This window comes from Spirillospora sp. NPDC049024 (assembly GCF_040649235.1).
Classification (GTDB): Bacteria; Actinomycetota; Actinomycetes; order Streptosporangiales; family Streptosporangiaceae; genus Spirillospora.
The window spans coordinates 26,079-49,838 of sequence record NZ_JBEZFD010000038.1 but is presented as its reverse complement, the minus strand read 5'-3'; the positions used below and the strand labels follow the sequence as shown (position 1 = coordinate 49,838).

Genomic DNA, 23,760 nt, shown 5'->3' with positions numbered 1-23,760 from the left:
AAACACCCGGTCCCATCCCGAACCCGGAAGTTAAGCCCTTCAGCGCCGATGGTACTGCATGGGAGACCGTGTGGGAGAGTAGGACGCCGCCGGACTTGAATTGGTCGAGGGTCGCCCCGGATTGTGCGGGGCGGCCCTCGACGCATGTCGTGGCCAGGCCAAAGTAGGCTGAAGAGTCCACCGAACCACATCAAAAACAGTGACGGACGTGATGAGCGCGGAAGAGGACGGCCGCGGCGACGACAGCCGCGAGCGGCGGGGCGACAACGGGCGGCGGAACACGCCGGCCCGGCGTGGGGGCGATTCCCGCGGCGGCCAGGGAGGGCCCGGGGCCCGCAAGGGCGGTGGTCCTCGCGGCGGGGCGTTCCGCGCCGGTGGCCCGCAGGGCGGGCGCGGCCGTCCTGGCGGCGGGCAGGAGCGGGACGCGCGCGGTAAACGCGACGACCGCAAGCCCGGCCGCCCCTTCAAGCGTTCCGAGGAGGGGCGCCCCGAATCCCGTGAGGGCCGCTCGGACAGCCGCTTCGGCGGCCAGCGCGGCGGTGAGCGCAGAGACACCCGGTTCTCGGGCCAGCGCGGTGAGCGCAAGGAAGGCCGCTTCTCCGGTCAGGGCGGCGAACGCCGCGACGGTCGGCCCTCGGGTCAGGGCGGTGAGCGTCGGGAGAGTCGATTCTCTGGTCAGCGCGATGAGCGTCGGGACAGCAGGTTTTCCGGGCAGCGCGGTGAGCGCAAGGAGGGCCGGTTCTCGGGCCAAGGCGGCGAGCGTCGCGACAGCCGTTTCTCCGGCCAGCGCGATGAGCGTCGGGACGGTCGGCCCTCTGGCCAGGGTGGCGAGCGTCGGGACAGCCGGTTCTCCGGCCAGCGTGGCGAGCGCAAGGAAGGCCGGTTCTCCGGTCAGGGCGGCGAACGCCGTGACGGTCGGCCCTCGGGTCAGGGCGGTGAGCGTCGGGACAGCCGGTTCTCCGGGCCGCGTGGGGAGCGCAGGGACAATCGGTTCTCTGGGCCGCGCGGCGAGCGTAGGGACAGCGGGTTCTCTGGGGAGCGCGGCGAGCGGCGGGAAGGGCGGCCCTTCGAGAGCCGCGGGCCCCGCGCGGGCCAGGGCGGCGGGCCGCGCCGTGAAGGGCGTCCCGGCGGGTTCCAGGGCCGCGGCGGTCAGGGTGAGCGGCGCACCGAGGGGCGTCCGCAGGACCGTCCGTTCCGGGGCCGCCGTGATGACCGCGACGACCGCCGTACGGGCGGGCAGCGGTTCGAAGGCCGGCGTGAAGGCCGCCCCGGCGACCGTGAGAAGCCGTTCAAGGGCCGCGGCGGGCCGCGGCGCCCCCAGGACGGCGGGCGCTCCTACGGACCGCCTCGCGACCGCGGGGAACGGCCCGCACGGTACGAGGAGCGTGAGCGGCCGGCGCCCAAGCACGACGATCCGCTGCTGCCCGAGGACGTCACCGGCGACGAGCTGGACGTCGAGGCGCGCGAGGAGCTGCGCACCCTGCCGAAGGAGCTGGCGACGAAGGTCGCCCGGCACCTGGTGATGGCGGGCCGCCTCGCCGAGGACGAGCCGGAGCAGTCCTACCGGCACGCCAAGGCGGCGCGGCGGCTCGCGTCCCGCGTCGGGATCGTCCGGGAGGCCGCCGGGATCGCGGCGTACCACGCGGGCGAGTGGGCGGACGCGCTCGCCGAGCTGCGGGCCGCGCGGCGGCTGGGCGCCGGCGACCACTCCTACCTGCCCCTGATGGCCGACTGCGAGCGCGGTCTCGGGCGGCCCGAGCGCGCCCTCGACCTGATCAAGTCGCCGGAGGCGGAGAAGCTCGACCCGATGGGACGCGTCGAACTGCGCATCGTGGAGTCGGGCGTGCGGCGCGACATGGGCCAGACCGACGCGGCCGTGGTCACCCTGCAGATCCCCGAACTGCGCGACCGGCGGCTCCGCCCGTGGTCGGTGCGGCTGTTCTACGCCTACGCGGACGCGCTCGTCGAGGCGGGACGCGAAAGCGAGGCGTCCGACTGGTTCGCGCGGGCCGCCGCGGCCGACCGGGACGGGGACACCGATGCCGCCGAACGGTACGCCGAACTCGAAGGCCTCCACATCCTCGACACCGAGGAGGACGACACCGACGACGTCCATGTGGAGGAGACCCACGACGTTCCGGTGGAGGACACTCACGACCTCCAGGCCGAGGAGAGCGACGACGTTCAGTCGGAGGAGGCCGACGGCGTTCAGGCCGAGGAAGCCGACGACATCCAGGCCGGGGAGGCCGACGGCGTCCCGGCCGGGGAGATCGACGGTGTTCGGGCCGAGGATGCCGGCGGTGTTCAGGTCGACGAGACCGTAGAGGCGGGGGAGACCGAGCCTGCCGACGTGCCCGAGGCCGAACACGGTGACGCGGAGGAGCCGCGGGAACCGGGCGAGGCGTCGGCCACGGACATCGAGTTCCGGCCCGCCGAGCCCGAGGTGCGGGAGACGACGGACGAGAGCGCCCCGCAGGCCCCGATGCTGTTCCTGGAGCCGAGGCAGGCCGACGAGGAGCGGCCGCCGCCGGAGGAATGACGGCCGGTACTTGACTGGCGGGTAGGTTTCCCGGATATTCACGGGACCGCGCCGTTCGGGGGGCCGTCGGACGCGTCCGGCGGTGATCGACTCTTTGGAGTTGCCATGCCCCTGGACCGACGCACGTTCCTGCGCGCCACCGCCGTCGCGGGCGGGACGACCGCCTTCTCGGGCGCGCTGTGGCAGCGGGCCTTCGCCTCGGGCCCGGCCCAGCCCGGTCCGAGTCCCTACGGTCCGCTGCGGCCCGCGGACGGCAACGGGGTGCAGCTGCCGGAGGGCTTCACCAGCCGGGTCGTGGCGCGCTCGCTCCAGCGCGTCGAGGGGACGAGGTACACGTGGCACCCCGCCCCGGACGGGGGCGCGTGCTTCCGCGACGGCGACGGCTGGATCTACGTCAGCAACTCGGAGGTGCCCGTCGTCGGCGGCGTGTCGGCCCTGCGGTTCGACGCGTCCGGGAAGGTCGCCTCGGCGTACCGGATCCTGAACGGCACGACGCTGAACTGCTCCGGCGGGGCGACCCCGTGGAGCACGTGGCTGTCGTGCGAGGAGCACGACCTCGGCCTCGTCCACGAGACGGACCCGCGCGGGCAGAAGGGGGCGGTCGCCCGGCCGGCGCTGGGCCGGTTCAAGCACGAGGCGGCGGCCTCCGACCCCGAGCGGAAGGTCGTCTACCTCACCGAGGACCAGCCGGACGGCTGCTTCTACAGGTTCCGGCCCCGGACGTGGGGCGACCTGTCGTCCGGGACGCTCGAGGTGCTGGTGGGCTCCGGGACGGGGCCCGTCCAGTGGGCGAAGGTGCCGAACCCCGAGGTCTGGCTCACGCCGACCCGGGACCAGGTGGACGGCGCCATGCGCTTCGACGGCGGCGAGGGCTGCTACTACACGCACGGCGTCTGCTACTTCACCACCAAGGGCGACAACCGCGTGTGGGCGTACGACGCGGCGGGCGGGCGGCTGGACATCGCCTACGACGACGACCTCGTCACCACCGGCGAGGCCCCGCTGCACGGCGTCGACGCCGTGACCGCGACGGCGTCCGGTGACCTCTACGTCGCCGAGGACGGCGACAACATGGAGATCAACCTCATCACCACCGGCGGGATCGTGACGCCGTTCCTGCGCGTCGTCGGCCACGACGAGTCGGAGATCACCGGGACCGCGTTCAGCCCGGACGGGGCGCGCCTGTACTTCTCCTCCCAGCGCGGCAAGAGCGGGTTCATCGCCGGGACGGACGGCTACACCTTCGAGGTGACCGGCCCCTTCCGCCGCTGACGGGCCCCGGGCGTGCCGGGTGCCGTCACGCGTGCCTGCTCAGGGCGTGCATGATCCCGGCGACGTTGCTCTCGGTGCTGTTCAGTACCTCGTACTTGGCGGCCAGCCCCGGATCGACGCCGTCCTTGGTGATCGCGTAGCGGTCCCTGGTGCGGTCGACGACCATGGCGACGGCGTGGTCCAGGTCGAGGCCCCGGTCGTGGGCGTCCTGGACGGCGTCCACCCAGATGCGCAGCTCCTCCGCGGAGCGCTCCAGCGTGTCCTGGACCTCCTGCACGGGCCCGTAGTGCGCGAACAGCAGGCGCTGCGGGCCCAGGGACCGGAACTTGCCGAGCGACTCCAGCGCCGTGTCGAGGTCGAAGTCCGGGGGAGGCGTGGCGGGCCGCACGTCGGCCGTCTCCGGGATGTAGATGCCCGCGGCGTCGCCCACGTAGAGGTCGCCGGTCTGCGAGTCCATCAGCCCGACGTGGTGCTTGGCGTGGCCGGGGGAGTAGTGCGACTCCAGCCGCCGCCCGCCGCCGAGGTCGATCACGCCGGTGTCCTCGACGGCCCGGATGCGGGCCGCGTCCGTCGGCTTCAGCTCGCCGAACAGGGTGTCGAGGCTGTCCCCGTAGACCATGCGGGCGCTGCGCATGAGGCGGGACGGGTCCGCCAGGTGCCGCGCGCCCTTCTCGTGGACGACGATCTCCGCCCGCGGGTACATCCCGGCGATGTCGCCGACGCCGCCCGCGTGGTCGAGGTGGATGTGCGTCACGACCACGCTCGCCAGGTCGTCGGGTCCGACGCCCAGTTCCCGCAGCGCCGCCTGCACGACGGGCGCCGAGCCGGACGTTCCCGGCTCCACCAGGCATGGCCGGTCGGAGAGGATCAGATATCCGGCGGTGATGCCGGAGTACCCGGCCATCCGCGTGTCGATCTCGTAGACGTCCCCGCCGAGCGGCGTGATGGTGGTCGTGGTGTCCATTCCCCGATCATGGCCTCTGCGGGGCGTCGGGGTCGAGCAGCCGCAGGACGAGGCCCGTGCGGGGCTTGGGGCCGAACGAGGTCGACTTGCGCGGCACGCGTTCGCCCCCGCCCGCGATCGCCAGCACGTCCTCCACCCGGAGCGGGTTCAGGATCACGGCCGTCCCGCCGCTGCGCCGGGCGCGGGCGACGGCCGCGGACGGGTCGTCGTGCACGACCTCGACGGTGTTCTCGTCCTCCGGGACGCCCCACACGCCGCCGATCAGGAGGTGGTCGAGGACGGCGGTGTCGAGCGCGGACCAGCGCGCCGAGTGCCCGGACGGCATGGCGTCGCGCAGGGCGTCCGGGTCCGGGCCCGTGAGCAGGTGGAGGGAGTCGCCGCCGCCGAGGAGGAACGCGGGACCCTCCGCGCGGGCGAGGGCGTCCAGGGCCGCCTCCTCGTCCGGGAAGGCGGACACGTGGAAGACCTGGCGCGCCTTGTCCAGCGCGACGTCCGGGCGGAGGCCGGGGAGCACGCGGTGGATGGCGCCGAGGTGCGGCGGGTAGCGCGTCGAGTCGACCAGCAGGGCGAGGCCCGCGTCCCAGGGGCCGGGGCCGTCGCCGGCCGCGTGGCGGCGCGCCTGGAGGGCGCGGTAGGTGGCGTAGCGGTGGTGCCCGTCGGCGATGAGGGCCTGCTTGCCGCGGAGGTCGGCCTCCACCCGCGCGTGCAGGGCGGGGTCGGCGACGCGCCACAGCCGGTGGGTCAGCCCGTCGTCGGCGTCGAACTCCATCAGCGGCGTCCCGGCCGCGGCGTCGTCGACGACGCCGGCCGCGTCGCCGCCGCCCTCGTACACCAGGAAGATCGGCTCCAGGTTGGCGTTCGCCGCCGCCATCAGCGCGAGCCGGTCGCGGACCGGGCCGGGGAAGACGTTCTCGTGCGGCAGCACGACGCCGTCGGACTCCGCGCGCAGGCCGAGGCCGCCGATCAGGCCGCGCTGCAGGACCGCCCCGCCGCGGGCGGCCTCGTAGACGTACAGGGCCGGCTCGGGGTCGACGGTCAGCGCGCCGCGCTCCAGCCAGCGGCGCAGCCGCCGGCCGGCCTCGGCGTAGGTCTCCCCGGCCGCGCGCGGGAGGTTGAGCCGGATGATGTTGTGGCCGCCCTCCGCCAGCAGCCGCAGCGCCGCCGCCTCGTCGATCAGGTCGTACGGCGGCATGGTCACCGAGGCGAGGTCGCCGGCCACCTCGGGGACGAAGCGGACGCCGCGGAACGGGGCCAGTTCCAGGCCGCCGCCCGTGCGCGGAGCCGCCGTCCCGAAGATCCGTGCGCTGAACTCCTCGGGGTCGAGACCGGAGGAGAGGTCGTCGTCCACGCTGGGCATGCTATTCAGCGGAGGGCGTCCGGAGGCGCGGCGGGTACGGTCGTAGTGATCGATGTCCGAGGGGAGGTCCACATGAGTACTCAAGGACCCGGACGGCCGGAGGATTCCCCAGGCGACGACCCGGACGAGCACGCGGCCCCGCCGCAGGGCGGCGTCTACGAGTGGTACACGCGGGGTCTGGAGCTGCTGCGGGCGGGCAGCGCCGCGGCGGCGCTCCAGCTGCTGACCAGGGCGGCCGAGGCCGAACCGCAGTCGCACAGCATCCGGGAGGCGCTCGCCCGCGCCCAGTTCGGGGCGCGGCAGTTCGACGCGGCCGCCGAGAGCTTCCGCGGGATCGTGGAGGAGGAGCCCGCCGAGGACTACGCGCGGTTCGGGCTCGGGCTGTCGCTCAGCCGGATGGGCGACTTCGAGGCCGCCGTCGAGCATCTCGCGCTCGCCGCGGCCATGCGCCCCGAGAACAAGGACTACGCGCGGGCGTTGCAGCACGCCAGAGCCACCCTCGCCGCCCGGCGCTGACCCGCCCCTTACCCGTCGGTAACACCCCCCGTACGATCCCAGGCATGAGGAGCCCGATGAAAGGCAGCGAACGCCCCCTGAGCGAGGCGTACGACGTCGCCCTGCTCGACCTCGACGGCGTCGTGTACGTCGGCCGCAGGCCCGTCCCGGCGGCGGCGGAGTCGCTCGCCAAGGCCCGCGCGGCCGGGCAGCGCCTGGCGTTCGTGACCAACAACGCGTCGCGGACGCCGTCGGCGGTCGCCGCGCTGCTCACCGAGGTCGGCGTCCCCGCGGAGGCGGAGGACGTGGTGACCTCGGCCCAGGCCGCCGCCCGGCTGCTGGCCGAGCGCCTGCCCGCCGGGTCGGAGGTGCTGGTGGTGGGCGGCATGGGCCTGCGCCACGCCCTCTACCAGCAGGGCCTCCGCCCGGTGTCGACGGCGTCGCGGCGCCCCGCCGCCGTCGTCCAGGGCTACCACCCCGACCTCGGCTACGGGCTGCTGTCCGAAGGCGCCCAGGCGGTCAGCATGGGCGCCCTGTTCGTCGGGTCCAACGGCGACCTGACCATCCCCGGCGGCGAGGGGCCGCCGCACCCCGGGAACGGGGCCCTCCTCCGCGTGATCAGCTCCGCCACCGGCGTGGAGCCGGTCGTCACCGGCAAGCCCGAGCGGCCGCTGCACCAGGAGTCGATCCTGCGCACCGGCGCCGAGCGCCCGCTGGTGGTCGGCGACCGCCTCGACACCGACATCGAGGGCGCCTACAACGGCGGCGCCGACAGCCTGCTCGTCTTCACCGGCGTAACCGGCCATCTGCAGGCGCTCACCGCCCCGCCCCACCGGCGCCCCACCTATCTCGCGCCCGACCTCTCCGGCCTGCTCGTGCCGCATCCGGAGACCGTCCGGGAGGACGGCGCCCACCGCTGCGGCGGCTGGACGGCGCAGCGCGACGGCGGAACGTTCGCGCTCAGCGGATCCGGCGATCCCTACGACGGCCTCCGCGCCCTCGCCTCCGCCGCCTGGGAGGGCGAGGAGCCGCCGCCGGCAGAGGCGTTCAGCGAGGCCCTGGAGACCCTTTCGCTCTGAAGGCCTGGGCGCTGCGGGACGGCCCGCGGTCAGAGGAGCTTGCGCAGGCGGAGGAGGTCGAAGATGCTCGCCTCGATCTTCAGGCGGCCGGCGGTCCACGCCTTGGCCGGGTTCAGCTCGTCGAACGCCATCGCGACGAGGTCGTCGCTCTCCACGGTGAGGCGCACCTGCGCGGCCCTGGGGTCGTCGTCGTGCTCGAACGGGTCGAGGCCGCCCTCGTGGAGCCGGGTCCGGTAGGCCAGCCCGAGGTCCGCGACACGGCAGCTGATCGTCCGCTCGACGACGTGCTCGGCGAGCCGGTCGGCGTCGACCTCCCCCAGGCGCGCCGCGATACGCTCCAGCGCCGCACGGCACTCCTCCTCGTTCGCCATGGTCAGGCCGTTCCCCGTTCGTCCGGCATCGATGTCGTTCAGGGACGGTAGCGTTCATGGTGAGCCGGAGGCGACTCGTCGCGTGGCTCCGGGAGCACTGGGAGGTAAACGTGATGTCCGACGAGGCCGCGGAGGAGCCGGAGTTCCCGGCCGTGCCGCCGCCCGACCCGACCGGCGACCCGCGCGTGGACGCGGCCGTCGCCCTCCTCGGCGAGCTCGGCGGGCGGCCCGTCCCCGCGCACGTGGAGGTGTTCGAGGACGTCCACCAGCGGCTCCAGGAGCTCCTCGCGGCCGCCGGCCAGGACGAGCGGCCCGCGCCGCCCCGGCCCGCCTTCCCCGACGCCCTGCGCCCCCGTGAGTAGCCGGCGCCGCCTGGACGCCGAACTGGTGCGCCGCGGGCTGGCCCGCTCGCGCGAGCAGGCCGGGCAGCTGATCGCCGACGGGCGGGTCCGCGTCGGCGGGCAGACCGCGGCGAAGGCGGCCACGCAGGTCGAGACCGGGTCCGCGATCGTCGTGGCCGACGCCGGCGGCGGCCCCGAGTACGTGTCGCGCGGCGGCCACAAGCTCGCCGGCGCGCTGGAGGCGTTCCAGGGCCTTGAGGTCAAGGGCCGCGTCTGCCTGGACGCGGGCGCCTCGACCGGCGGGTTCACCGACGTCCTGCTCCGCGCCGGCGCCGCGCACGTCTACGCGGTCGACGTCGGGTACGGGCAGATCGCCTGGTCGCTGCGCACCGACGACCGGGTCACCGTCATGGAGAGGGTCAACATCCGCGACCTGGAGCCCCGGATGCTCGGCGGCGCGCCGCCGAGCCTCGTCGTCGGCGACCTGTCGTTCATCTCGCTGAAGCTCGTCCTCGGGCCGGTCCAGCGGTGCGCGGCCCCCGAGGCCGACTACGCGGTCATGGTCAAGCCGCAGTTCGAGGTCGGCAAGGACCGCGTCGGCGCGGGCGGCGTCGTCCGCGACCCGGAGCTGCGCGCCGACGCGGTGCGCGGCGTGGCCGGGCACGCGGCGACCCTCGGCCTCGGCGTCCTCGGGGTGGCGGCGAGCCCGCTTCCGGGGCCGTCCGGCAACGTGGAGTACTTCCTGTGGCTGCGCGCCGGAGCCCCTCCGCTGGACGAGGACGCCCTGGCGAAGGCCATCGCGGAGGGCCCGCAGTGAGCGGCGGCGCAGCGCCGCGCGTACAGAGGGCGTCCGAACCGGGAACGCCCCGCGCGGGGGCGTTCGTCCAGACGTCTGTACGCCGGAGAGCGTCGGGGAGTGGGGCGAGAGCATGAGCACAAGGTCGGTGCTGGTCGTGACGCACACCGGGCGGCCCGAGGCGGTCCGCAGCGCCCAACTGGTCATCGAGCGGCTCAGCGAGGCCGGGATCTGCGTCCGGGTCCTGGACGGCGAGGCCGACGACATCGGCTGCACGGGCGTGGAGGTCATGCCCAGCAACGCCGCGGCCGCCGACGAGGCCGAGGTCGTCATGGTCCTCGGCGGCGACGGGACGCTGCTGCGCGCCGCCGACCTCACCCGCAGCTCCGGCACCCCGCTTCTCGGCGTGAACCTCGGCCATGTCGGGTTCCTCGCCGAGGCCGAGCGCGACGACCTCGCCGCCACCGTCGACCGGGTCGTGACCCGCCGCTACGACGTCGAGGAGCGCATGACCGTCGACGTCACCGCCCGCCGCAACGGCACCGTCCTCGGCACGACGTGGGCGCTGAACGAGGCCAGCATCGAGAAGGCCGAGCGGGAGCGGATGCTGGAGGTCGTCGCCGAGATCGACGGCCGGCCCCTGTCCAACTGGGGCTGCGACGGTGTGGTGTGCGCCACCCCGACCGGCTCCACCGCCTACGCGTTCTCCGCCGGCGGCCCGGTCGTGTGGCCGGAGGTGGAGGCGATGCTCGTCGTGCCGATCAGCGCGCACTCGCTGTTCGCGCGCCCGCTGGTGGTCTCGCCGCGCTCGTCGGTCGCGGTGGAGGTGCTGCCCGACACGCCCCGCGCGGTGCTGTGGTGCGACGGGCGGCGCACGCTCGACCTGCCGCCGGGCGCGCGGGTCGAGGTCCGCCGCGGCGCCGAGCCCGTCCGGCTCGCGCGGCTGCACCTCACCCCGTTCACCGACCGGCTGGTCACGAAGTTCGGGCTGCCCGTGACGGGCTGGCGCGGCCGGGTCCGGCAGCCGTCCCGGCCGTCCCCGCCGCTGGGCGACTCGCAGGTCGGGGACGCCCCGGCGGCCGGGGGCATCGCCGGCTACCCGGGGCCCGGCTTCCCGCCCGAGGGGGCGTCCCCGGGGCCGGACGGGGAGGCGGCGGGCGGGCAGAGGAGATAATCTCCACAGGCGCTGATCGGGGATCTGGTTGCGGAGGGTTGTGACGCTGGTGCGTCCGATGGTCGATGAGGTGCGGATCCAGGGCCTCGGGGTGATCGACGAGGCCGTGCTCGATCTGTCGCCGGGCTTCAACGTGGTGACGGGGGAGACCGGGGCGGGCAAGACCATGGTGGTCACCAGCCTCGGGCTGATGTTCGGCGGCCGCGCCGACCCGCAGCGGGTCAGGCCCGGTGCGGGACGCGCCACGGTCGAGGGCCGCATCGTCGTCGACCCGGGCGGCCGCGTGGTCGAGCGGGTCGAGGACGCCGGCGGCGAACTCGACGACGGCGCGCTGATCGTCACGCGCTCGGTGTCGGCGGAGGGCCGGTCCCGCGCGTTCCTCGGCGGCCGGTCCGTCCCCGTCAGCGTGCTGATCACCCTGGCGGACGACCTGGTCGCCGTGCACGGGCAGTCCGACCAGCAGCGGCTGCTGCAGTCGTCGCGGCAGCGCGGCGCGCTCGACCGGTACGCGGGCGGCTCGCTGACCAAGCCGATGCGCGCCTACACCAAGACCTACCAGCGGCACCGCCAGGTCAGCGCGCTGCTGGAGGAGCTGACCACGCGGGCGCGCGAGCGGGCCCAGGAGGCGGACGTGCTCCGCTTCGGCCTGGAGGAGATCGAGAAGGTCGACCCCAAGGACGGCGAGGACACCGACCTCGCCGCCGAGGAGGAGCGCCTCGGGCACGCCGACGCGCTGCGCGGCGCCGCCGACACCGCGCACGAGGCCCTGCTCGGCGACCCGGCCGCCGCGTTCGAGGCCGCGAACGTGACCGGCCTGCTGGGCCAGGCCCGCAACGCGCTGGACGCGGTCCGCGACCACGACCCGGAGCTCGCGGCCCTCGCCGACCGGCTCGCCGAGGCCGGCTACCTGGTCTCCGACGTCGGCACCGACCTGGCGTCCTACGCCGAGTCCGTGGACGCCGACCCGGCGCGGCTCGCGGCCGTCCAGGAGCGGCGCGCCGAGCTGACCGCGCTCACCCGCAAGTACGGCGGGACGGAGGGGACGGTCACCGAGGTCCTGGAGTGGGCGCGCAGGTCCGCGGCCCGGCTCGCCGAGCTGGAGGGCGACGACGACCGCATCGACGAGCTGCGGTCCGAGCACGCCGAGCTGACCGAGCGGCTCGCCGCCGAGGCCGCGGAGCTGACCGCGGTCCGGACCCGGGCCGCCGAGCGGTTCTCCGAGGCCGTCACCGAGGAGCTGACCGCGCTGGCGATGCCGCACGCCCGCGTCGTCGTCACCGTCACCCCGACCGGCGACCACGGCCCCCACGGCGTCGACGAGGTCGAGGTGCGGCTCGCCCCGCACCCCGGGTCGCCGCCGCTGCCGCTGCACAAGGGCGCCTCGGGCGGCGAGCTGTCCCGCGTGATGCTGGCGATCGAGGTCGTGTTCGCGGGCGCCGACCCCGTCCCGACGTTCGTGTTCGACGAGGTCGACGCGGGCGTCGGCGGCAAGGCGGCGGTGGAGATCGGGCGGCGGCTGGCGCGGCTGGCCCGCAACGCCCAGGTGATCGTCGTCACGCACCTGCCGCAGGTCGCCGCGTTCGCCGACCAGCACCTGCTGGTGGAGAAGTCCGACGACGGCACCGTCACCAGCAGCGGCGTCACCGCCCTCGACCGGGAGGGCCGCGTCCGGGAGCTCTCGCGCATGCTCGCCGGCCTGGAGGACTCCGAGCTCGGCCGCGCGCACGCCGAGGAGCTGCTCGCCATGGCCGCCGAGGAACGGTAGCGGCGGCCCCGGAATCCCCCGTCAGACCGCACGTCAGACCCCATGTCAGCGCCGCCGCGGGCCGCCGCCCGCTCCGGCAAAGATTACAGAGAGTGCGTGAACGGACACGCCTGGACAGTCGTCGTTTCCGGCGTCCGCTCCCGTGCTCTGGCAGGATGGCAGTTGATGAACGAGTCATCACCCACCGCGGAGCGGCGCGCCCGGCTGGCCCAGAGGCTGCCCCGGCGCGTGCTCACGCTGGGCCGCGGCCGCGACGACGGGCGGCCCGGGGTCAGCTCCACGGTCCGGCTCGACCGCCGCACCAAGGACCTGACCAAGCGGCTGCAGCCCGGCGAGGTCGCGGTGATCGACCACGTCGACCTCGACCGCGTCAGCGCCGAGGCGCTGGTGTCGCGCGAGGTCGGCGCCGTCGTCAACGTCGCGCCCAGCATCTCCGGCCGCTATCCGAACCTCGGCCCGCAGATCCTGATCGAGGCGGGCATCCCGCTGGTCGACGACGTCGGCCCCGAGATCTTCAGCAAGCTGCAGGAGGGCGACCAGGTCCGCGTCGAGGGGCCCGCCGTGCACCGGGGCGAGGAGGTCGTCGCCAAGGGCACCGAGCAGACCGCCGAGTCCATCGAGGAGGCGCTGACCGAGGCCAAGGCCGGGCTCGCCTCCCAGCTGGAGGCGTTCGTCGCCAACACGATGGAGTACGTCAAGCGCGAGCGCGACCTGCTCATCGACGGCGTCGGCGTCCCCGACGTGGCCACGAGGATCGGCGGGCGGCACGCCCTGATCGTGGTGCGCGGCTACCACTACCGCGAGGACATCGCGACCCTGCGCCCCTACATCCGCGAGTACCGCCCCGTGCTGATCGGGGTGGACGGCGGCGCCGACGCGCTGATGGAGGCCGGCTACCGCCCCGACATGATCGTCGGGGACATGGACTCGGTCTCCGACGACGCGCTCACCTGCGGCGCCGAGCTCGTCGTGCACGCCTACCGCGACGGCCGCGCGCCGGGCCTGAAGCGCGTGCACGAGCTGGGCAAGGACGCCGTGGTGTTCCCCGCCGCCGCCACCAGCGAGGACATCGCGATGCTCCTCGCCGACGACAAGGGCGCCACCCTGATCGTCGCGGTCGGCACGCACGCCAACATGGAGGAGTTCTTCGACAAGGGGCGCGCCGGCATGGCCAGCACGTTCCTCACCCGGCTCCGCGTCGGCAGCAAGCTCGTCGACGCCAAGGGCGTCAGCCGGCTCTACCGCAGCCGGATCTCCACCTGGTCGCTGCTGTTCCTCGTCCTCGGCGCGTTCATCGCCATCGTCACCGCCGTCGCCATGTCCCCGGCGGGGGACGTCATCAGTCCCCTGCTCGCCGACCGCTGGCACGCCTTCCTCTTCTGGCTGACCGGACTCTTCACGTGATCGATTTCCGCTACCACCTCGTCTCCATCGTCGCGATCTTCCTCGCGCTGGCGCTCGGCATCGTCCTGGGCTCCACCACGCTGTCCAACTCGGTGAGCGACACCCTGCGCCAGCAGGCGAACTCGGCCGCCAAGACGGCCCAGCAGGCGCGGCTCGACCAGCGCACCCTGCGGCACCAGCTGGACGGCGAGGAGCAGTTCACCAAGGCGCTCTCGCCGCAGATCGTCGCCGACCGGCTCAAGGGCCAGTCCGTGGTGCTGGTCGAGACGCCGGGCGCCGGCAACGACAGCATCGAGCAGGTCAGCCGGCTGGCCAAGGACTCCGGCGCCGCCGTCACCGGGCGCGTCACGATCCAGAAGAAGCTCCTGGACGACGACCAGCAGACCACCGTCGACGAGCTCGCCACCCAGCTCAAGACCGACGAGGTGAAGTTCCCGGAGAACGCGGGCGCCTACGGCAAGGCGGGCGCCGTCCTCGCGGCCGCGCTCGTCACCAGGGACCCGGCCAAGTCCGGCCGCGAGGACGCCGCCGGGGGCGCCGTCCTCAACGGCTTCAAGCAGGCCGGATACGTCACCACCAGCGGCAAGCCCGGCCAGCACGCCACCCTCGCCGTCATGGTCGCGCCCGCCGCCGCGTACGCCTACGCGGGCGGCGGCGACGACAACAAGGCACTGATCTCGCTGGCCTCCGCACTCGACGCCGCCGGGCGCGGTACCGTCGTCGGTGGCCCGCCGACCTCCGCCCAGGAGGGCGGGCTGATCGCGGCGCTGCGCGACTCCGACGCCGCCGACTCGGTCTCCACCGTCGACGTGGTGGACACCGCGGCCGGCCAGGTCGTCACGATCCTGGCGCTGCAGAACGAGATCGGCGGCAAGTCCGGGCAGTACGGCACGGGCGCCGGCGCGAGCGGCTACCTGCCCTCGCCCGCGCCCACGGCGGGGAAGAGCGGGTGACCTGATGGGACGAGGCATCGCCAGGAGCACGCGGCCGGCGGTCGGCGTCGGCCTGGGCGCGGTGGCCGCGCGCGCCGCGTACGCGGCGCTGACGCGGCGCCCGCCCGGCCTGAACGGGCTGCCCGGCGAGCAGGTCTGGGGCCGCACCAACCACCGCGGCGAGCCGGTCACCCTGCTGGAGGGGCCCGCGTTCGTCGCGGGCGCCGCCGCGGCCGGGCTGCTCGCCCCCGGCGCCACCGGCCGGATGCGCGCCGCCGCGCTGCTCGCCGGCGCCGGCGCCGGCGCCCTCGGCGGCTACGACGACCTCGCCGGCTCGGCGTCCTCCCGCGGCTTCAAGGGCCACCTGGCCGCGCTCGCGCGCGGCGAGGTGACCAGCGGCGCGGTGAAGATCCTCGGCATCGGCGCGACCGGGCTGGCCGCCGCCGCCGTCGCCGGCTCGCCCGCCCCGAGCCGGATGGGCCGGGCCTTCGACACCCTCGTCAACGGCGCCGTCATCGCCGGGTCCGCGAACCTGATGAACCTGTTCGACCTGCGCCCCGGACGGGCCGTGAAGGTCGGCCTCATCGCGGGAACGCCGCTGGCGCTGACGCGGTCCGGCTCCGCCGTGGTCGCCGCCCCGCTCGGCGCCGCCGCCGCGCTGCTCCCCGAGGACCTCGGCGAGCGGGCGATGCTCGGCGACACCGGCGCCAACGCGCTCGGCGCGCTGCTCGGCCTCGCCGCGACCCGCCTCGGCCGCGGGCCGCGGCTCGCCGTCCTCGCCGGGATCGCCGGGCTGAACGCCGCCAGCGAGTTCGTCAGCTTCACCAAGGTCATCGCGGGCAACCCGGTGCTGAACCGCATCGACATGCTGGGCCGCCGCCCCGCCGCCGTCCCCGCGCCGGCCCCGGCCGAGACCGCGCGGCCGGGCGCCGAGGCCGGCACCGGGAAGGCGGAGCCCGAGAAGGCGGACTCCGAGAAGCCCCACGCCGAGGACGCGTTCCGCCCGGCCGTCCCGCCGCAGGCGGGCCCGGTGGGCGACGGCGTCACCGATCCCGCCTAGCCCGCCCCACGGCCCCCCGCAGACGTCCACGAGCGTGCCTTCGCCTACCGTGCCCCCGTCACAAGCGCCACCGCCGGCCCGGCGGCGGCCGGGCATGCGCCGGCTGACCGGCGGGCTCGCCGGCGCCGCCGTCGTCATCGCGGTCATCACCGTGCTGGCGCGGCTGGCGGGGTTCGGCCGCACCTACGCCTTCTCCCAGACGGTCACCACCTCCTGCCTCAGCCAGGCGTACTTCAGCGCCACGCAGCTCCCCAGCAGCGTCTACGAGATCGTCGCGGGCGGCGCGCTGGCCAGCATGGTCGTCCCGGTCCTGGCCGGGCCCGCCGAGCGCGGCGACCGGGAGGAGGTCCGCCGGATCGGGTCGGCGCTGCTCACCTGGATCGTCGTGCTGATGGTGCCGCTGTCGGTGCTGATGGCGCTGCTCGCCCACCCCCTCATGGAGCTGGCGGTGGCCGAGCACCCGCAGGGCTGCTCGCGCGGCGAGGTGGTGCGGGTCGGCGGCGACATGCTGGCGATCCAGTCCGTGCAGATGGTGATGTACGGGATCGCGGTCGTGCTGTACGGGCTGCTGCAGTCGCACCGCCGGTTCGTCGCGCCCGCCCTCGCGCCGCTGGTCTCCAGCCTCGTGGTGATCGGCGCCTACGTCGTCTACGCGCCGCTCGGCAGGGGCCACGAGAACGACCTGGCAGGGCTCCCGCTCGGCGCCGAGCTGACGCTGGCGGTCGGGACGGCGCTCGGCGGCGTCGCGATGGCCGCCACGGCGGCGGTCGCGGCATGGCGGCTGCGCCTGCGGCTGCGGCCTGCCCTGCGCTTTCCTCCCGGGGTGGCGCGGCGGGTGCGGCGGCTCGCGGCGGCCGGGATCGCGACGGTCGCGGCGCAGCAGCTGGCGACGCTGCTGGTCGTCCGGCTCAGCTCGCAGGGCACCCGCGGCGCGCTCGCCAACTACCAGTACGCGTGGGCGGTCTACCTGCTGCCGTGGGCGATCCTCGCGGTGCCGATCGCGACCAGCGCGTTCCCGCTGCTGTCGGCCCGGATGAGCGCGGCGGACCACGAGCGGTTCGACCGGGTCACCGCGTCCACCACCCGCGCGGTGATCCTGGTGTCGTGCGCGGGCGCCGCCGCGCTGGCCGCCGTCGCCGTCCCCGTCGCGGCGGTGTTCAACCCCGGCCACCCCGACCAGCAGGAGGTGCTGTCGCGCGCGGTGCTCGCGTTCGCGCCCGGCCTCCTCGGCTACGGGCTCGTCGCGCACCTCGGCCGCGTCCTGTACGCCTGCCACAAGGGGCGGATGGGCGCGACCGCCGTGGTCGCGGGCTGGACCGTCGTCATGGTCGCCGAGGTCGCGCTGGTGCTGTCGGTCGACCGGCAGTGGGTCGTCGCGGCCCTCGGCGTCGGCAACGCCGTCGGGATGACCGTCGCCGGGGTCCTGCTGCTCGTGACGCTGGTGCGCGCGCGGGGCGCCGCGGCGGTGCGGGGCGTGCCGCGGGCGCTGGCCGCCGGGCTGCTCGGCGCCGCCGCGGGCGGCGCCGCCGGGTACGCGACGGCCGCGCTGCTCGGCCTCGGCGGGACGGGCCCCGCGGCGGAGCTGCGCAACGTCGGGACCGGGGCGCTCGCCGCGCTGGTCGCCGGCGCCGTCTTCGTGGTCATCGCATTCGTGATCGACGGCCGGGACCTGCGGGCCGTCCTCAGCCGGAAGGTCGTCCGCAATGTCTGACAGGCAGGATCTGGACGGGCTGCGCGTCGCGCTCGTCCTCGGCACCAGCGCGGGCGGCGTCGGCCGCCACGTCCGGTCCGTCGCCGAGGGCCTGGTCGAGCGCGGCGCCCGCGTCGTGGTGTGCGGGCCCGCCGCCACCGAGGAGCTGTTCGGGTTCGGCGCCGCCGGCGCCCGGTTCGCCGAGGTCGACCTCGCCGACCGGCCCCGGCCCGCGGGCGACGCCAGGGCCGTCGCCCGGCTGCGCCGGCTGCTGCGCGGCGCCGACGTCGTCCACGCCCACGGCCTGCGCGCCGGGGCGCTCGCGGCGGCGGCGTGCGCGCGCGTCGTGCCGGGCCCGCTGCGGTTCGCGCGGGGCGGCCCGCCCCTGGTCGTCACGCTGCACAACGCCGTCATCACCGGCGGCATGACGGCCGCGGTCTACGGGCTGCTGGAGCGCGTCGTCGCGCGCGGCGCCACCCGCGTCCTCGGCGTCTCGCCCGATCTCGAGGAGCGGATGCGGGCCCTCGGCGCCCGGTCGGTCGGGCACGCGATCGTCCCGGCGCCCGCGCCGCAGGCGCAGCCGGGCCCCGCCGTCCGCGCCGACGTGCGGGCGGAGCTGGGCGCGGGGGAGCGGCCCCTGGTCGTCACCGTCGGCCGGCTCGCCGCGCAGAAGGGCCTGCCGACGCTGCTGGACGCCGCGGCGGTGTGGGCGGGACGCACCCCGCCGCCGCTCGTCGCGATCGCCGGCGACGGGCCGCTGGAGGACGAGCTGCGCGCCCGGATCGAGGCCGAGGACCTGCCCGTCCGGCTGCTCGGCCGCCGCTCCGACGTCGCCGGGCTGTTCGCCGCCTGCGACGTCGCGGTCGTGCCGAGCGTGTGGGAGGGGCAGCCGCTGGTCGTCCAGGAGATCCTGCGGGCGGGCCGGCCGCTGGTCGCGACCCGCGTCGGCGGGATCCCCGGCATGCTGGGCGCGCAGGAGCGGTCCGAGAGGGGCCCGCTGCTGCAGGGGCCGGAGTCCGACGCGGCGCTGCTGGTGCCGCCGAACGACGCCGAGGCGCTCGGGCGCGCCGTGAGCCGCGTCCTGGACGACCCCGCCCTCGCGGCGCGGCTGGGCGCGGCCGCCGCCCACCGGTCGGCGCTGCTGCCCGGCGAGGACGACGCCGTCGACCAGCTCGCGGAGCTGTACCTGGAGCTGACCGGTCCTTAGACGCGGTCTCCGGCGCCCCGGTTCGGATCGGGGCCGGAAAATCGCGGGGCGGGGGAACCGCCCCGGTGCGGGCCGCGTTGAAGCAGGTAAGCGGAGGGGAGTATCCCTGCGCGCGGTTCTCGTCAATACGGTCGGCCCATGCCGGCCCGGGTTCCGCGGCCCGTGCCGATCCCAGGGCGGGAGAGACCTCCGGCGCTCGTCTCATGTCCGCCGGAGGTGTTCACGTTGTCGGTATCCCCCCTCGTCTGGGGCGCCACCATCGCGGTGATCCTTGCGATCATCGCGGCCGACCTGTTCCTGATCCACCGCAACGACGCGCGGGAGTTCACCACCCGCCGCGCCGCGTTCTGGTCGGCGGTCTACATCGGCCTCGCCGTGCTGTTCGGCCTCGGCGTCTGGGCGTTCTACGGCGGCGAGTACGCCGCGCAGTACGCGGGCGGCTTCGTCACCGAGAAGAGCCTCAGCGTCGACAACCTCTTCGTGTTCATGGTGATCCTCGCCCGGTTCGCGGTGCCGAAGCACGCCCAGCACACCGTGCTGATGGCGGGCATCGTGATCGCGCTGCTGCTGCGCGGCGCGTTCATCGCCGTCGGCGCCGCCGCCATCGCGACCTTCACCTGGGTCTTCTTCATCTTCGGCGCGGTCCTGGTGTGGACGGCGATCGGCCTGGTGCGCGGCGGGGACGAGGACGAGTTCAAGGAGAACGCGCTGCTGCGGTGGGCCAAGCGCGTCATCCCGACGTCGGAGGAGTACGACGGCAGCCGGTTCCTCACCCGCCGGAACGGGCGCCGGATGCTCACCCCGATGGCCATCGTCATGATCGCGATCGGCTCCACCGACGTGCTGTTCGCGCTGGACTCCATCCCCGCGATCTTCGGGCTGACGACCGAGCCCTACCTGGTCTTCACCGCCAACGCGTTCGCGCTGATGGGCCTCGTCCAGCTGTACTTCCTGCTCGGCGGCCTCACCGACCGGCTCGTCTACCTCGCGCACGGGCTGGCGTTCATCCTCGGCTTCATCGGCGTCAAGCTGATCCTGCACGCGCTGCACGAGTACGGCGTCGGGTGGGCGCCGGACATCCCGACCTGGCTGTCCCTGGCCGTGATCGCAGGGACCCTGGTCGCCACCACGGTCGCCAGCCTCGCCGCCGGCCCCAGGGTCTCCCGGGAGCCGCTCCCGAAGGCGGAGACCGCCACCGAGGCCGAGACCGGCGCGACACGCGAGAACTGAGAGCGGGGCCGCGTCCCCACAACATCCGAATGCTGTTCTAGAATCTCGGTCAAAACGGTCGAGAGAGGGTTGACGCATGGCCATCGGGCTGACCGAGGAGCACGAGGCGCTCGCCGAATCGGTGCGCGGCTTCGCCGAGCGCAACATTCCGGCGGCGGCCGTCCGGGCCGCGCTGGACGCGGACGAGGAGACCAGGCCCGGCTTCTGGCCGGCCCTCGCCGAACAGGGCCTGCTGGGCCTGCACCTGGACGAGGAGCACGGCGGGCAGGGCTTCGGCCTGCTGGAGCTGTCGGTCGTGCTGGAGGAGCTGGGCCGCGCCGCGGCGCCCGGGCCGTTCCTGCCGACCGTGCTCGCCAGCACGGTCATCGACGCCTCCAGCAACGCCAAGCTGCGCGCCGAGCTGCTTCCGGGCCTCGCCGACGGGTCGCGGACGGCGGCCGTCGCGCTGGACGGCGAGCTGACCGGCCGCCGCGACGGCGACTCGCTCGTGGTGTCGGGGACGGCGGCCGCGGTCCTCGGCGCCGCGCTCGCCGACGTGCTCGTCCTGCCGGTCGCCGTGGACGACGGCGAGCAGTGGGTCGCGGTGGACGCCGCCGACCTCGCCGTCACCCCGGTGCCGAGCCTCGACCGGGTCCGCCGCGTCGCGTCCGTCGAGGTCTCCGGCGCCGCCGTGGCCGCCGACCGCGTCCTGGACGGCCTCACCACCGGCCGGGTGAAGGACCTGGCGGCCGCGCTGTTCGGCGCCGAGGCCGCGGGCCTCGCCGGATGGCTGGTCGGCACCGCCGCCGAGTACGCGAAGGTACGCGAGCAGTTCGGCCGCCCGATCGGGCAGTTCCAGGGCGTCAAGCACAAGGCCGCCCGCAGCCTGATCGCGCTGGAGCAGGCCCGCGCCGCCGCCTGGGACGCGGCCCGCGCTCTGGACGAGGGGACCGAGGAGGCGGGGTTCGCCACCGCCGTCTCGGCCGTCATCGCGCTGGACGCGGGCGTGCAGACCGCCCGCGACGCCATCCAGATCCTCGGCGGCATCGGCTTCACCTGGGAGCACGACGCCCACGTCTACCTGCGCCGCGCGCTGACGCTGCGGGCGCTGCTCGGCCCGTCCAAGGGCTGGTCCGCCAAGGTCGCCGAGCTGGCGCTCGGCGGCGGGCGCCGCGAGGTCGTGCTGGAGCTGGACGAGGACGCCCAGCCGCTGCGCGAGCGGATCCGCGCCGAGATCGCCGAGATCGCCGAGCTGGCCGCGATCGACGACAAGGAGGCGCTGGCCGAGCGCCTCGGCGACGAGGGCTGGACCGTCCCGCACTTCCCGAGGCCGTGGGGCCGCGAGGCCGGGCCGGTCGAGCAGATCCTCATCCAGCAGGAGCTGCGGGCCGCCAAGGTCAAGACCCCGAACCTCGGGATCGGCGCCTGGCTGGTGCCCTCGCTCGTCCGCTACGGGACCGAGGAGCAGAAGGAGCGGTTCCTGCGGCCGACGCTGCGCGGGAAGATCGTGTGGTGCCAGCTGTTCTCCGAGCCGGGAGCCGGCTCGGACCTGGCGTCGCTGTCGATGAAGGCCGAGCGGGTCGAGGGCGGCTGGAAGCTCACCGGCCAGAAGATCTGGACGTCGCTCGCCCACCACGCCGAGTGGGGCTTCTGCATCGCCCGCACCGACCCGTCCGCCGCCAAGCACGACGGCATCACCTACTTCCTCGTGGACATGAAGTCCGAGGGCGTGGACGTCCGCCCGCTGCGGGAGCTGACGGGTGACGCCCTGTTCAACGAGGTCTTCCTGGACGGCGTCTTCGTCCCCGACGACCGCGTGGTGGGCGAGGTGAACCAGGGCTGGCAGGTCGCGCGCAACACCCTGTCGAACGAGCGGGTGTCGCTGTCCACCGGCGGCGGCCTCGGCATGGGCGTCCCCGAGCTGCTGCGGTTCTTCGCCGACCGGAAGCTCGACGCGGTCGCGGCCGCCGAGGTCGGCAGGCTCGTCGCCCAGGGCCAGTCGATCGACCTGCTCGGCCTGCGCACCACGCTCAAGCAGCTGAACGGCGTGGAGCCGGGCGCGGAGGCCAGCGTCCGCAAGCTGCTCGGCGTCCAGTTCAACCAGGACGTCGCCGACTACTGCTGGGCGGCGCAGGGCACGGCCGCCGCCACCGAGGTCCCGATGGCCGAGAGCGGCATCGTGGGCCGCGCGATGCTGTTCAGCCGAGCGATGACCATCTACGGCGGCACCACGGAAGTGCAGCTCAACATCATCGGCGAACGCATCCTCGGCCTCCCCCGAGACCCCGAACCAGGCAAGTAGGGGTGTGGACCCAGGGGGGCGACCCCCTGGGTCACCGCGGGCGGAAGGTGTAGGTGAAGTTGATAAGGACGATGCCGACTAGGGCGAAGATGAGGCCGGGGAGGCCGGCGTTGACGACGCCGATCGCGCTCAGCGGGATCGCGGCGAGCAGCGACAGCACCGCCAGGGCGAGGCTGTGATCGCGGTCGCCGCGCCGGGGCTCCGGCACCGGGACCTGGCGCCGGCGGCGCGGCGCGGCGGCCGCGCGGGCGTCGAGGGTCTCCTCGATGCGTTCGACGACCGTCTCGATGAAGGCGTCGTCGTAGTCGGGCCCCAACTCGCGCCGGGCCGCCATGGCCGCCGTGAGGTCCTCGCGCGGCAGTCGTGGGGTCGTCATGACACCGTTATAGGCGGATCGACCGGGCGCGGGCGTCACCCCTCGGTGCCATGTGCGGGCTACCCCTCAGGGATGAGCGGACGCGCGGGTAGGATTCCGCTCTTGTCCCAGGAAAACCGGAGGTCTCCGTGACAGTGCGGGCCCGTTCGACCGTCCTCGCCGCCTGCGCCGCCGCGGCCGGGCTGGCCCTCACGGGCTGCGGCGGCGAGAAGGAGGCCGCGGACGCGGCCCCGTCCGCGCCGCCCACCACGCTGGCGCCGCTGCCGGCGGTGCAGCCCGCCGACGTCAAGCCGCTGGTGGGAGTCTGGATCGGCGCGGCCAAGGACTACTTCCAGTTCAAGGCCGACGGCAGCGGCGTGTGGGTGCGGGGCAGGCAGAAGCTGTGGAGCGGCACGGCCATCCCCGAAGGGGGCGGCAAGTTCCGCTTCTCGTGGAACGGCGGCGACCCCAAGACCGCGTCCTACTGGGGCGTCGCGCTCAGCGAGGACAAGGCGTCGCTCGTCTTCGCCGGGACCAACCAGACCTACAAGAAGGCCGCCGCGCGGAAGGGCAAGGGATGACCGACGCGATGTTCGCCTCGCCCGCCGATGTGGGGCGCAGGCTCGCCGAGGTCCGCTATCTCGCGGACGAGTCGATCGCCACGACGGTGTTCCTCGCCCAGGCGCTCGGCAAGCCGCTGCTGGTGGAGGGGCCCGCGGGCGTCGGCAAGACGGAGCTGGCGAAGGCCGTGGCGGCGTCGACCGGCGCGGAGCTGATCCGGCTCCAGTGCTACGAGGGCCTGGACGAGGCCCGCGCGCTCTACGAGTTCAACTACAAGAAGCAGCTCCTCGCGATCCAGGCGGCGCCGTCGGACCGCGCCTGGCAGGAGACCCACGACGACATCTTCTCCGAGGAGTTCCTGCTGGAGCGGCCGCTGCTGGCGGCGATCCGGCGCAGCGAGCCGACCGTCCTGCTCATCGACGAGGCGGACAAGGCCGACGTCGAGGTCGAGGGCATGCTGCTGGAGGTCCTGTCGGACTTCCAGGTGACGATCCCCGAGCTCGGGACGGTGTCGGCGGTCCGCCGCCCGTTCGTGCTGATCACCTCGAACGCGGCGCGGGAGCTGTCGGAGGCGCTCAAGCGCCGCTGCCTCTACCTCCACCTGGACTACCCGGCGCCCGACCGGGAGCGCGACATCGTCCTCGCGCAGGTGCCGGGCATCGAGGCGGAGCTGGCCGAGCAGCTCGTCCGCACCGTCGGCACGCTGCGCGACCTGGAGATCAAGAAGGCGCCGTCGATCGCGGAGACCGTCGACTGGGCGCGCACCCTGCTCGCGCTCGGCCTGGACGACCTGGACGAGGCCGCCGTGGGCCGCACGCTCGGCGTCGTCCTCAAGCACGTCTCCGACCAGGAGCGCGCCGCCAAGGAACTCGGGCTGCGCGGCTGAC

21 protein-coding genes, 1 rRNA gene and 1 pseudogene are annotated in these 23,760 nt (G+C 74.7%); 18 read left to right on the top strand and 5 right to left on the bottom strand.

Translation table 11 applies throughout. The annotated features are described in order from the left end of the window. A 5S ribosomal RNA gene (rrf, locus tag AB0C21_RS41310) occupies nt 1-95 on the top strand; the annotation flags it as partial. Between the two features lie 95 nt (nt 96-190). On the opposite strand, the gene AB0C21_RS41305 is transcribed toward rrf, so the two are convergent. Further along, nucleotides 191-1,570, bottom strand: a complete 1,380-nt coding sequence (locus AB0C21_RS41305) for a hypothetical protein (protein ID WP_500211774.1) — start codon at nt 1,568-1,570, stop codon at nt 191-193. On the opposite strand from AB0C21_RS41305, the gene AB0C21_RS41300 reads away from it, so the two are divergent. Together AB0C21_RS41300 and AB0C21_RS41295 are read left to right on the top strand one after the other, a co-directional pair. Next, nucleotides 1,523-2,539 (top strand): hypothetical protein, encoded by a 1,017-nt coding sequence (locus tag AB0C21_RS41300; protein ID WP_500211780.1) that lies wholly within the window; start codon nt 1,523-1,525, stop codon nt 2,537-2,539. The two genes, AB0C21_RS41305 and AB0C21_RS41300, sit on opposite strands and share 48 nt — an antisense overlap. 105 nt (nt 2,540-2,644) lie before the next feature. Continuing rightward, nucleotides 2,645-3,811 (top strand): alkaline phosphatase PhoX, encoded by a 1,167-nt coding sequence (locus tag AB0C21_RS41295; RefSeq protein ID WP_500211772.1) that lies wholly within the window; start codon nt 2,645-2,647, stop codon nt 3,809-3,811. Between the two features lie 25 nt (nt 3,812-3,836). On the opposite strand, the gene AB0C21_RS41290 is transcribed toward AB0C21_RS41295, so the two are convergent. After that, nucleotides 3,837-4,775: an MBL fold metallo-hydrolase gene (locus AB0C21_RS41290; RefSeq protein ID WP_500211770.1), complete on the bottom strand. Its 939-nt coding sequence runs from the start codon at nt 4,773-4,775 to the stop codon at nt 3,837-3,839. Nucleotides 4,776-4,782: 7 nt separating this feature from the next. Next, entirely contained in the window at nt 4,783-6,132 is a 1,350-nt protein-coding gene (locus tag AB0C21_RS41285; protein WP_500211768.1) for a DUF1015 family protein, read from the bottom strand. 72 nt (nt 6,133-6,204) lie between these two features. On the opposite strand from AB0C21_RS41285, the gene AB0C21_RS41280 reads away from it, so the two are divergent. Together AB0C21_RS41280 and AB0C21_RS41275 are read left to right on the top strand one after the other, a co-directional pair. Further along, on the top strand, nt 6,205-6,648 hold the full coding sequence (locus tag AB0C21_RS41280; protein WP_149258094.1) for a tetratricopeptide repeat protein: 444 nt from the start codon (nt 6,205-6,207) through the stop codon (nt 6,646-6,648). Nucleotides 6,649-6,704: 56 nt separating this feature from the next. Continuing rightward, nucleotides 6,705-7,706, top strand: coding sequence for an HAD-IIA family hydrolase (locus tag AB0C21_RS41275; protein ID WP_500211778.1), 1,002 nt, complete (start codon nt 6,705-6,707; stop codon nt 7,704-7,706). A gap of 29 nt (nt 7,707-7,735) precedes the next feature. On the opposite strand, the gene AB0C21_RS41270 is transcribed toward AB0C21_RS41275, so the two are convergent. Then, complete coding sequence (locus tag AB0C21_RS41270; protein WP_500211766.1) at nt 7,736-8,077, bottom strand: SCP2 sterol-binding domain-containing protein; 342 nt, start codon at nt 8,075-8,077, stop codon at nt 7,736-7,738. Between the two features lie 113 nt (nt 8,078-8,190). Between AB0C21_RS41270 and AB0C21_RS41265 the strand changes: the two genes are divergently transcribed. From AB0C21_RS41265 to AB0C21_RS41215, 11 genes and pseudogenes are all read left to right on the top strand, one after another. Next, nucleotides 8,191-8,439: a hypothetical protein gene (locus AB0C21_RS41265; RefSeq protein WP_149258096.1), complete on the top strand. Its 249-nt coding sequence runs from the start codon at nt 8,191-8,193 to the stop codon at nt 8,437-8,439. Then, the gene (locus tag AB0C21_RS41260; protein ID WP_500211764.1) at nt 8,432-9,235 is read left to right on the top strand and encodes a TlyA family RNA methyltransferase; all 804 of its coding nucleotides are present in this window, start codon (nt 8,432-8,434) and stop codon (nt 9,233-9,235) included. The genes AB0C21_RS41265 and AB0C21_RS41260 overlap by 8 nt, the downstream gene beginning before the upstream one ends. A 112-nt stretch (nt 9,236-9,347) precedes the next feature. Continuing rightward, nucleotides 9,348-10,235, top strand: a pseudogene (locus AB0C21_RS41255) (NAD kinase); the annotation flags it as partial. A 211-nt stretch (nt 10,236-10,446) separates the two neighbouring features. Beyond that, nucleotides 10,447-12,153: a DNA repair protein RecN gene (gene recN, locus AB0C21_RS41250; protein ID WP_149258099.1), complete on the top strand. Its 1,707-nt coding sequence runs from the start codon at nt 10,447-10,449 to the stop codon at nt 12,151-12,153. A 165-nt stretch (nt 12,154-12,318) separates the two neighbouring features. Continuing rightward, nucleotides 12,319-13,557, top strand: coding sequence for a putative cytokinetic ring protein SteA (gene steA, locus AB0C21_RS41245; RefSeq protein ID WP_500211762.1), 1,239 nt, complete (start codon nt 12,319-12,321; stop codon nt 13,555-13,557). Further along, a complete protein-coding gene (locus tag AB0C21_RS41240; RefSeq protein ID WP_149258101.1) occupies nt 13,554-14,510 on the top strand; it encodes a copper transporter in 957 nt (318 codons plus the stop codon). Before steA ends, AB0C21_RS41240 begins: the two co-directional genes overlap by 4 nt. A 4-nt stretch (nt 14,511-14,514) precedes the next feature. Continuing rightward, on the top strand, nt 14,515-15,549 hold the full coding sequence (locus AB0C21_RS41235) for a hypothetical protein (RefSeq protein WP_500211760.1): 1,035 nt from the start codon (nt 14,515-14,517) through the stop codon (nt 15,547-15,549). Nucleotides 15,550-15,643: 94 nt separating this feature from the next. After that, complete coding sequence (gene murJ / locus AB0C21_RS41230; protein ID WP_500211758.1) at nt 15,644-17,260, top strand: murein biosynthesis integral membrane protein MurJ; 1,617 nt, start codon at nt 15,644-15,646, stop codon at nt 17,258-17,260. Continuing rightward, nucleotides 17,253-18,446 (top strand): glycosyltransferase family 4 protein, encoded by a 1,194-nt coding sequence (locus tag AB0C21_RS41225; RefSeq protein WP_500211757.1) that lies wholly within the window; start codon nt 17,253-17,255, stop codon nt 18,444-18,446. The genes murJ and AB0C21_RS41225 overlap by 8 nt, the downstream gene beginning before the upstream one ends. Nucleotides 18,447-18,671: 225 nt before the next feature. Next, nucleotides 18,672-19,676 carry a TerC family protein gene (locus tag AB0C21_RS41220; protein ID WP_500211755.1) on the top strand — a complete coding sequence of 335 codons (1,005 nt, stop codon included), beginning with the start codon at nt 18,672-18,674 and terminating at the stop codon, nt 19,674-19,676. 76 nt (nt 19,677-19,752) lie between these two features. Next, a complete protein-coding gene (locus AB0C21_RS41215; protein WP_500211753.1) occupies nt 19,753-21,957 on the top strand; it encodes an acyl-CoA dehydrogenase family protein in 2,205 nt (734 codons plus the stop codon). 31 nt (nt 21,958-21,988) lie between these two features. On the opposite strand, the gene AB0C21_RS41210 is transcribed toward AB0C21_RS41215, so the two are convergent. After that, nucleotides 21,989-22,333: a hypothetical protein gene (locus AB0C21_RS41210; RefSeq protein ID WP_500211751.1), complete on the bottom strand. Its 345-nt coding sequence runs from the start codon at nt 22,331-22,333 to the stop codon at nt 21,989-21,991. Between the two features lie 128 nt (nt 22,334-22,461). On the opposite strand from AB0C21_RS41210, the gene AB0C21_RS41205 reads away from it, so the two are divergent. After that, nucleotides 22,462-22,893 (top strand): hypothetical protein, encoded by a 432-nt coding sequence (locus AB0C21_RS41205; RefSeq protein WP_500211750.1) that lies wholly within the window; start codon nt 22,462-22,464, stop codon nt 22,891-22,893. Further along, entirely contained in the window at nt 22,890-23,759 is an 870-nt protein-coding gene (locus AB0C21_RS41200) for an AAA family ATPase (protein WP_500211748.1), read from the top strand. Before AB0C21_RS41205 ends, AB0C21_RS41200 begins: the two co-directional genes overlap by 4 nt. Nucleotide 23,760 lies beyond the last annotated feature (1 nt).

What these genes read in the sequence shown, in the direction of transcription:
- murJ (WP_500211758.1), top strand. Translation starts at nt 15,644, where the DNA reads ATGCGCCGGCTGACCGGCGGGCTCGCCGGCGCCGCCGTCGTCATCGCG.
- steA (WP_500211762.1), top strand. Translation starts at nt 12,319, where the DNA reads ATGAACGAGTCATCACCCACCGCGGAGCGGCGCGCCCGGCTGGCCCAG.
- AB0C21_RS41280 (WP_149258094.1), top strand. Translation starts at nt 6,205, where the DNA reads ATGAGTACTCAAGGACCCGGACGGCCGGAGGATTCCCCAGGCGACGAC.
- AB0C21_RS41225 (WP_500211757.1), top strand. Translation starts at nt 17,253, where the DNA reads ATGTCTGACAGGCAGGATCTGGACGGGCTGCGCGTCGCGCTCGTCCTC.
- AB0C21_RS41265 (WP_149258096.1), top strand. Translation starts at nt 8,191, where the DNA reads ATGTCCGACGAGGCCGCGGAGGAGCCGGAGTTCCCGGCCGTGCCGCCG.
- AB0C21_RS41295 (WP_500211772.1), top strand. Translation starts at nt 2,645, where the DNA reads ATGCCCCTGGACCGACGCACGTTCCTGCGCGCCACCGCCGTCGCGGGC.
- recN (WP_149258099.1), top strand. Translation starts at nt 10,447, where the DNA reads ATGGTCGATGAGGTGCGGATCCAGGGCCTCGGGGTGATCGACGAGGCC.
- AB0C21_RS41270 (WP_500211766.1), bottom strand. Translation starts at nt 8,077, where the DNA reads ATGGCGAACGAGGAGGAGTGCCGTGCGGCGCTGGAGCGTATCGCGGCG.
- AB0C21_RS41290 (WP_500211770.1), bottom strand. Translation starts at nt 4,775, where the DNA reads ATGGACACCACGACCACCATCACGCCGCTCGGCGGGGACGTCTACGAG.
- AB0C21_RS41275 (WP_500211778.1), top strand. Translation starts at nt 6,705, where the DNA reads ATGAAAGGCAGCGAACGCCCCCTGAGCGAGGCGTACGACGTCGCCCTG.
- AB0C21_RS41200 (WP_500211748.1), top strand. Translation starts at nt 22,890, where the DNA reads ATGACCGACGCGATGTTCGCCTCGCCCGCCGATGTGGGGCGCAGGCTC.
- AB0C21_RS41300 (WP_500211780.1), top strand. Translation starts at nt 1,523, where the DNA reads ATGGCGGGCCGCCTCGCCGAGGACGAGCCGGAGCAGTCCTACCGGCAC.
- AB0C21_RS41215 (WP_500211753.1), top strand. Translation starts at nt 19,753, where the DNA reads ATGGCCATCGGGCTGACCGAGGAGCACGAGGCGCTCGCCGAATCGGTG.
- AB0C21_RS41285 (WP_500211768.1), bottom strand. Translation starts at nt 6,132, where the DNA reads ATGCCCAGCGTGGACGACGACCTCTCCTCCGGTCTCGACCCCGAGGAG.
- AB0C21_RS41235 (WP_500211760.1), top strand. Translation starts at nt 14,515, where the DNA reads ATGGGACGAGGCATCGCCAGGAGCACGCGGCCGGCGGTCGGCGTCGGC.
- AB0C21_RS41210 (WP_500211751.1), bottom strand. Translation starts at nt 22,333, where the DNA reads ATGACGACCCCACGACTGCCGCGCGAGGACCTCACGGCGGCCATGGCG.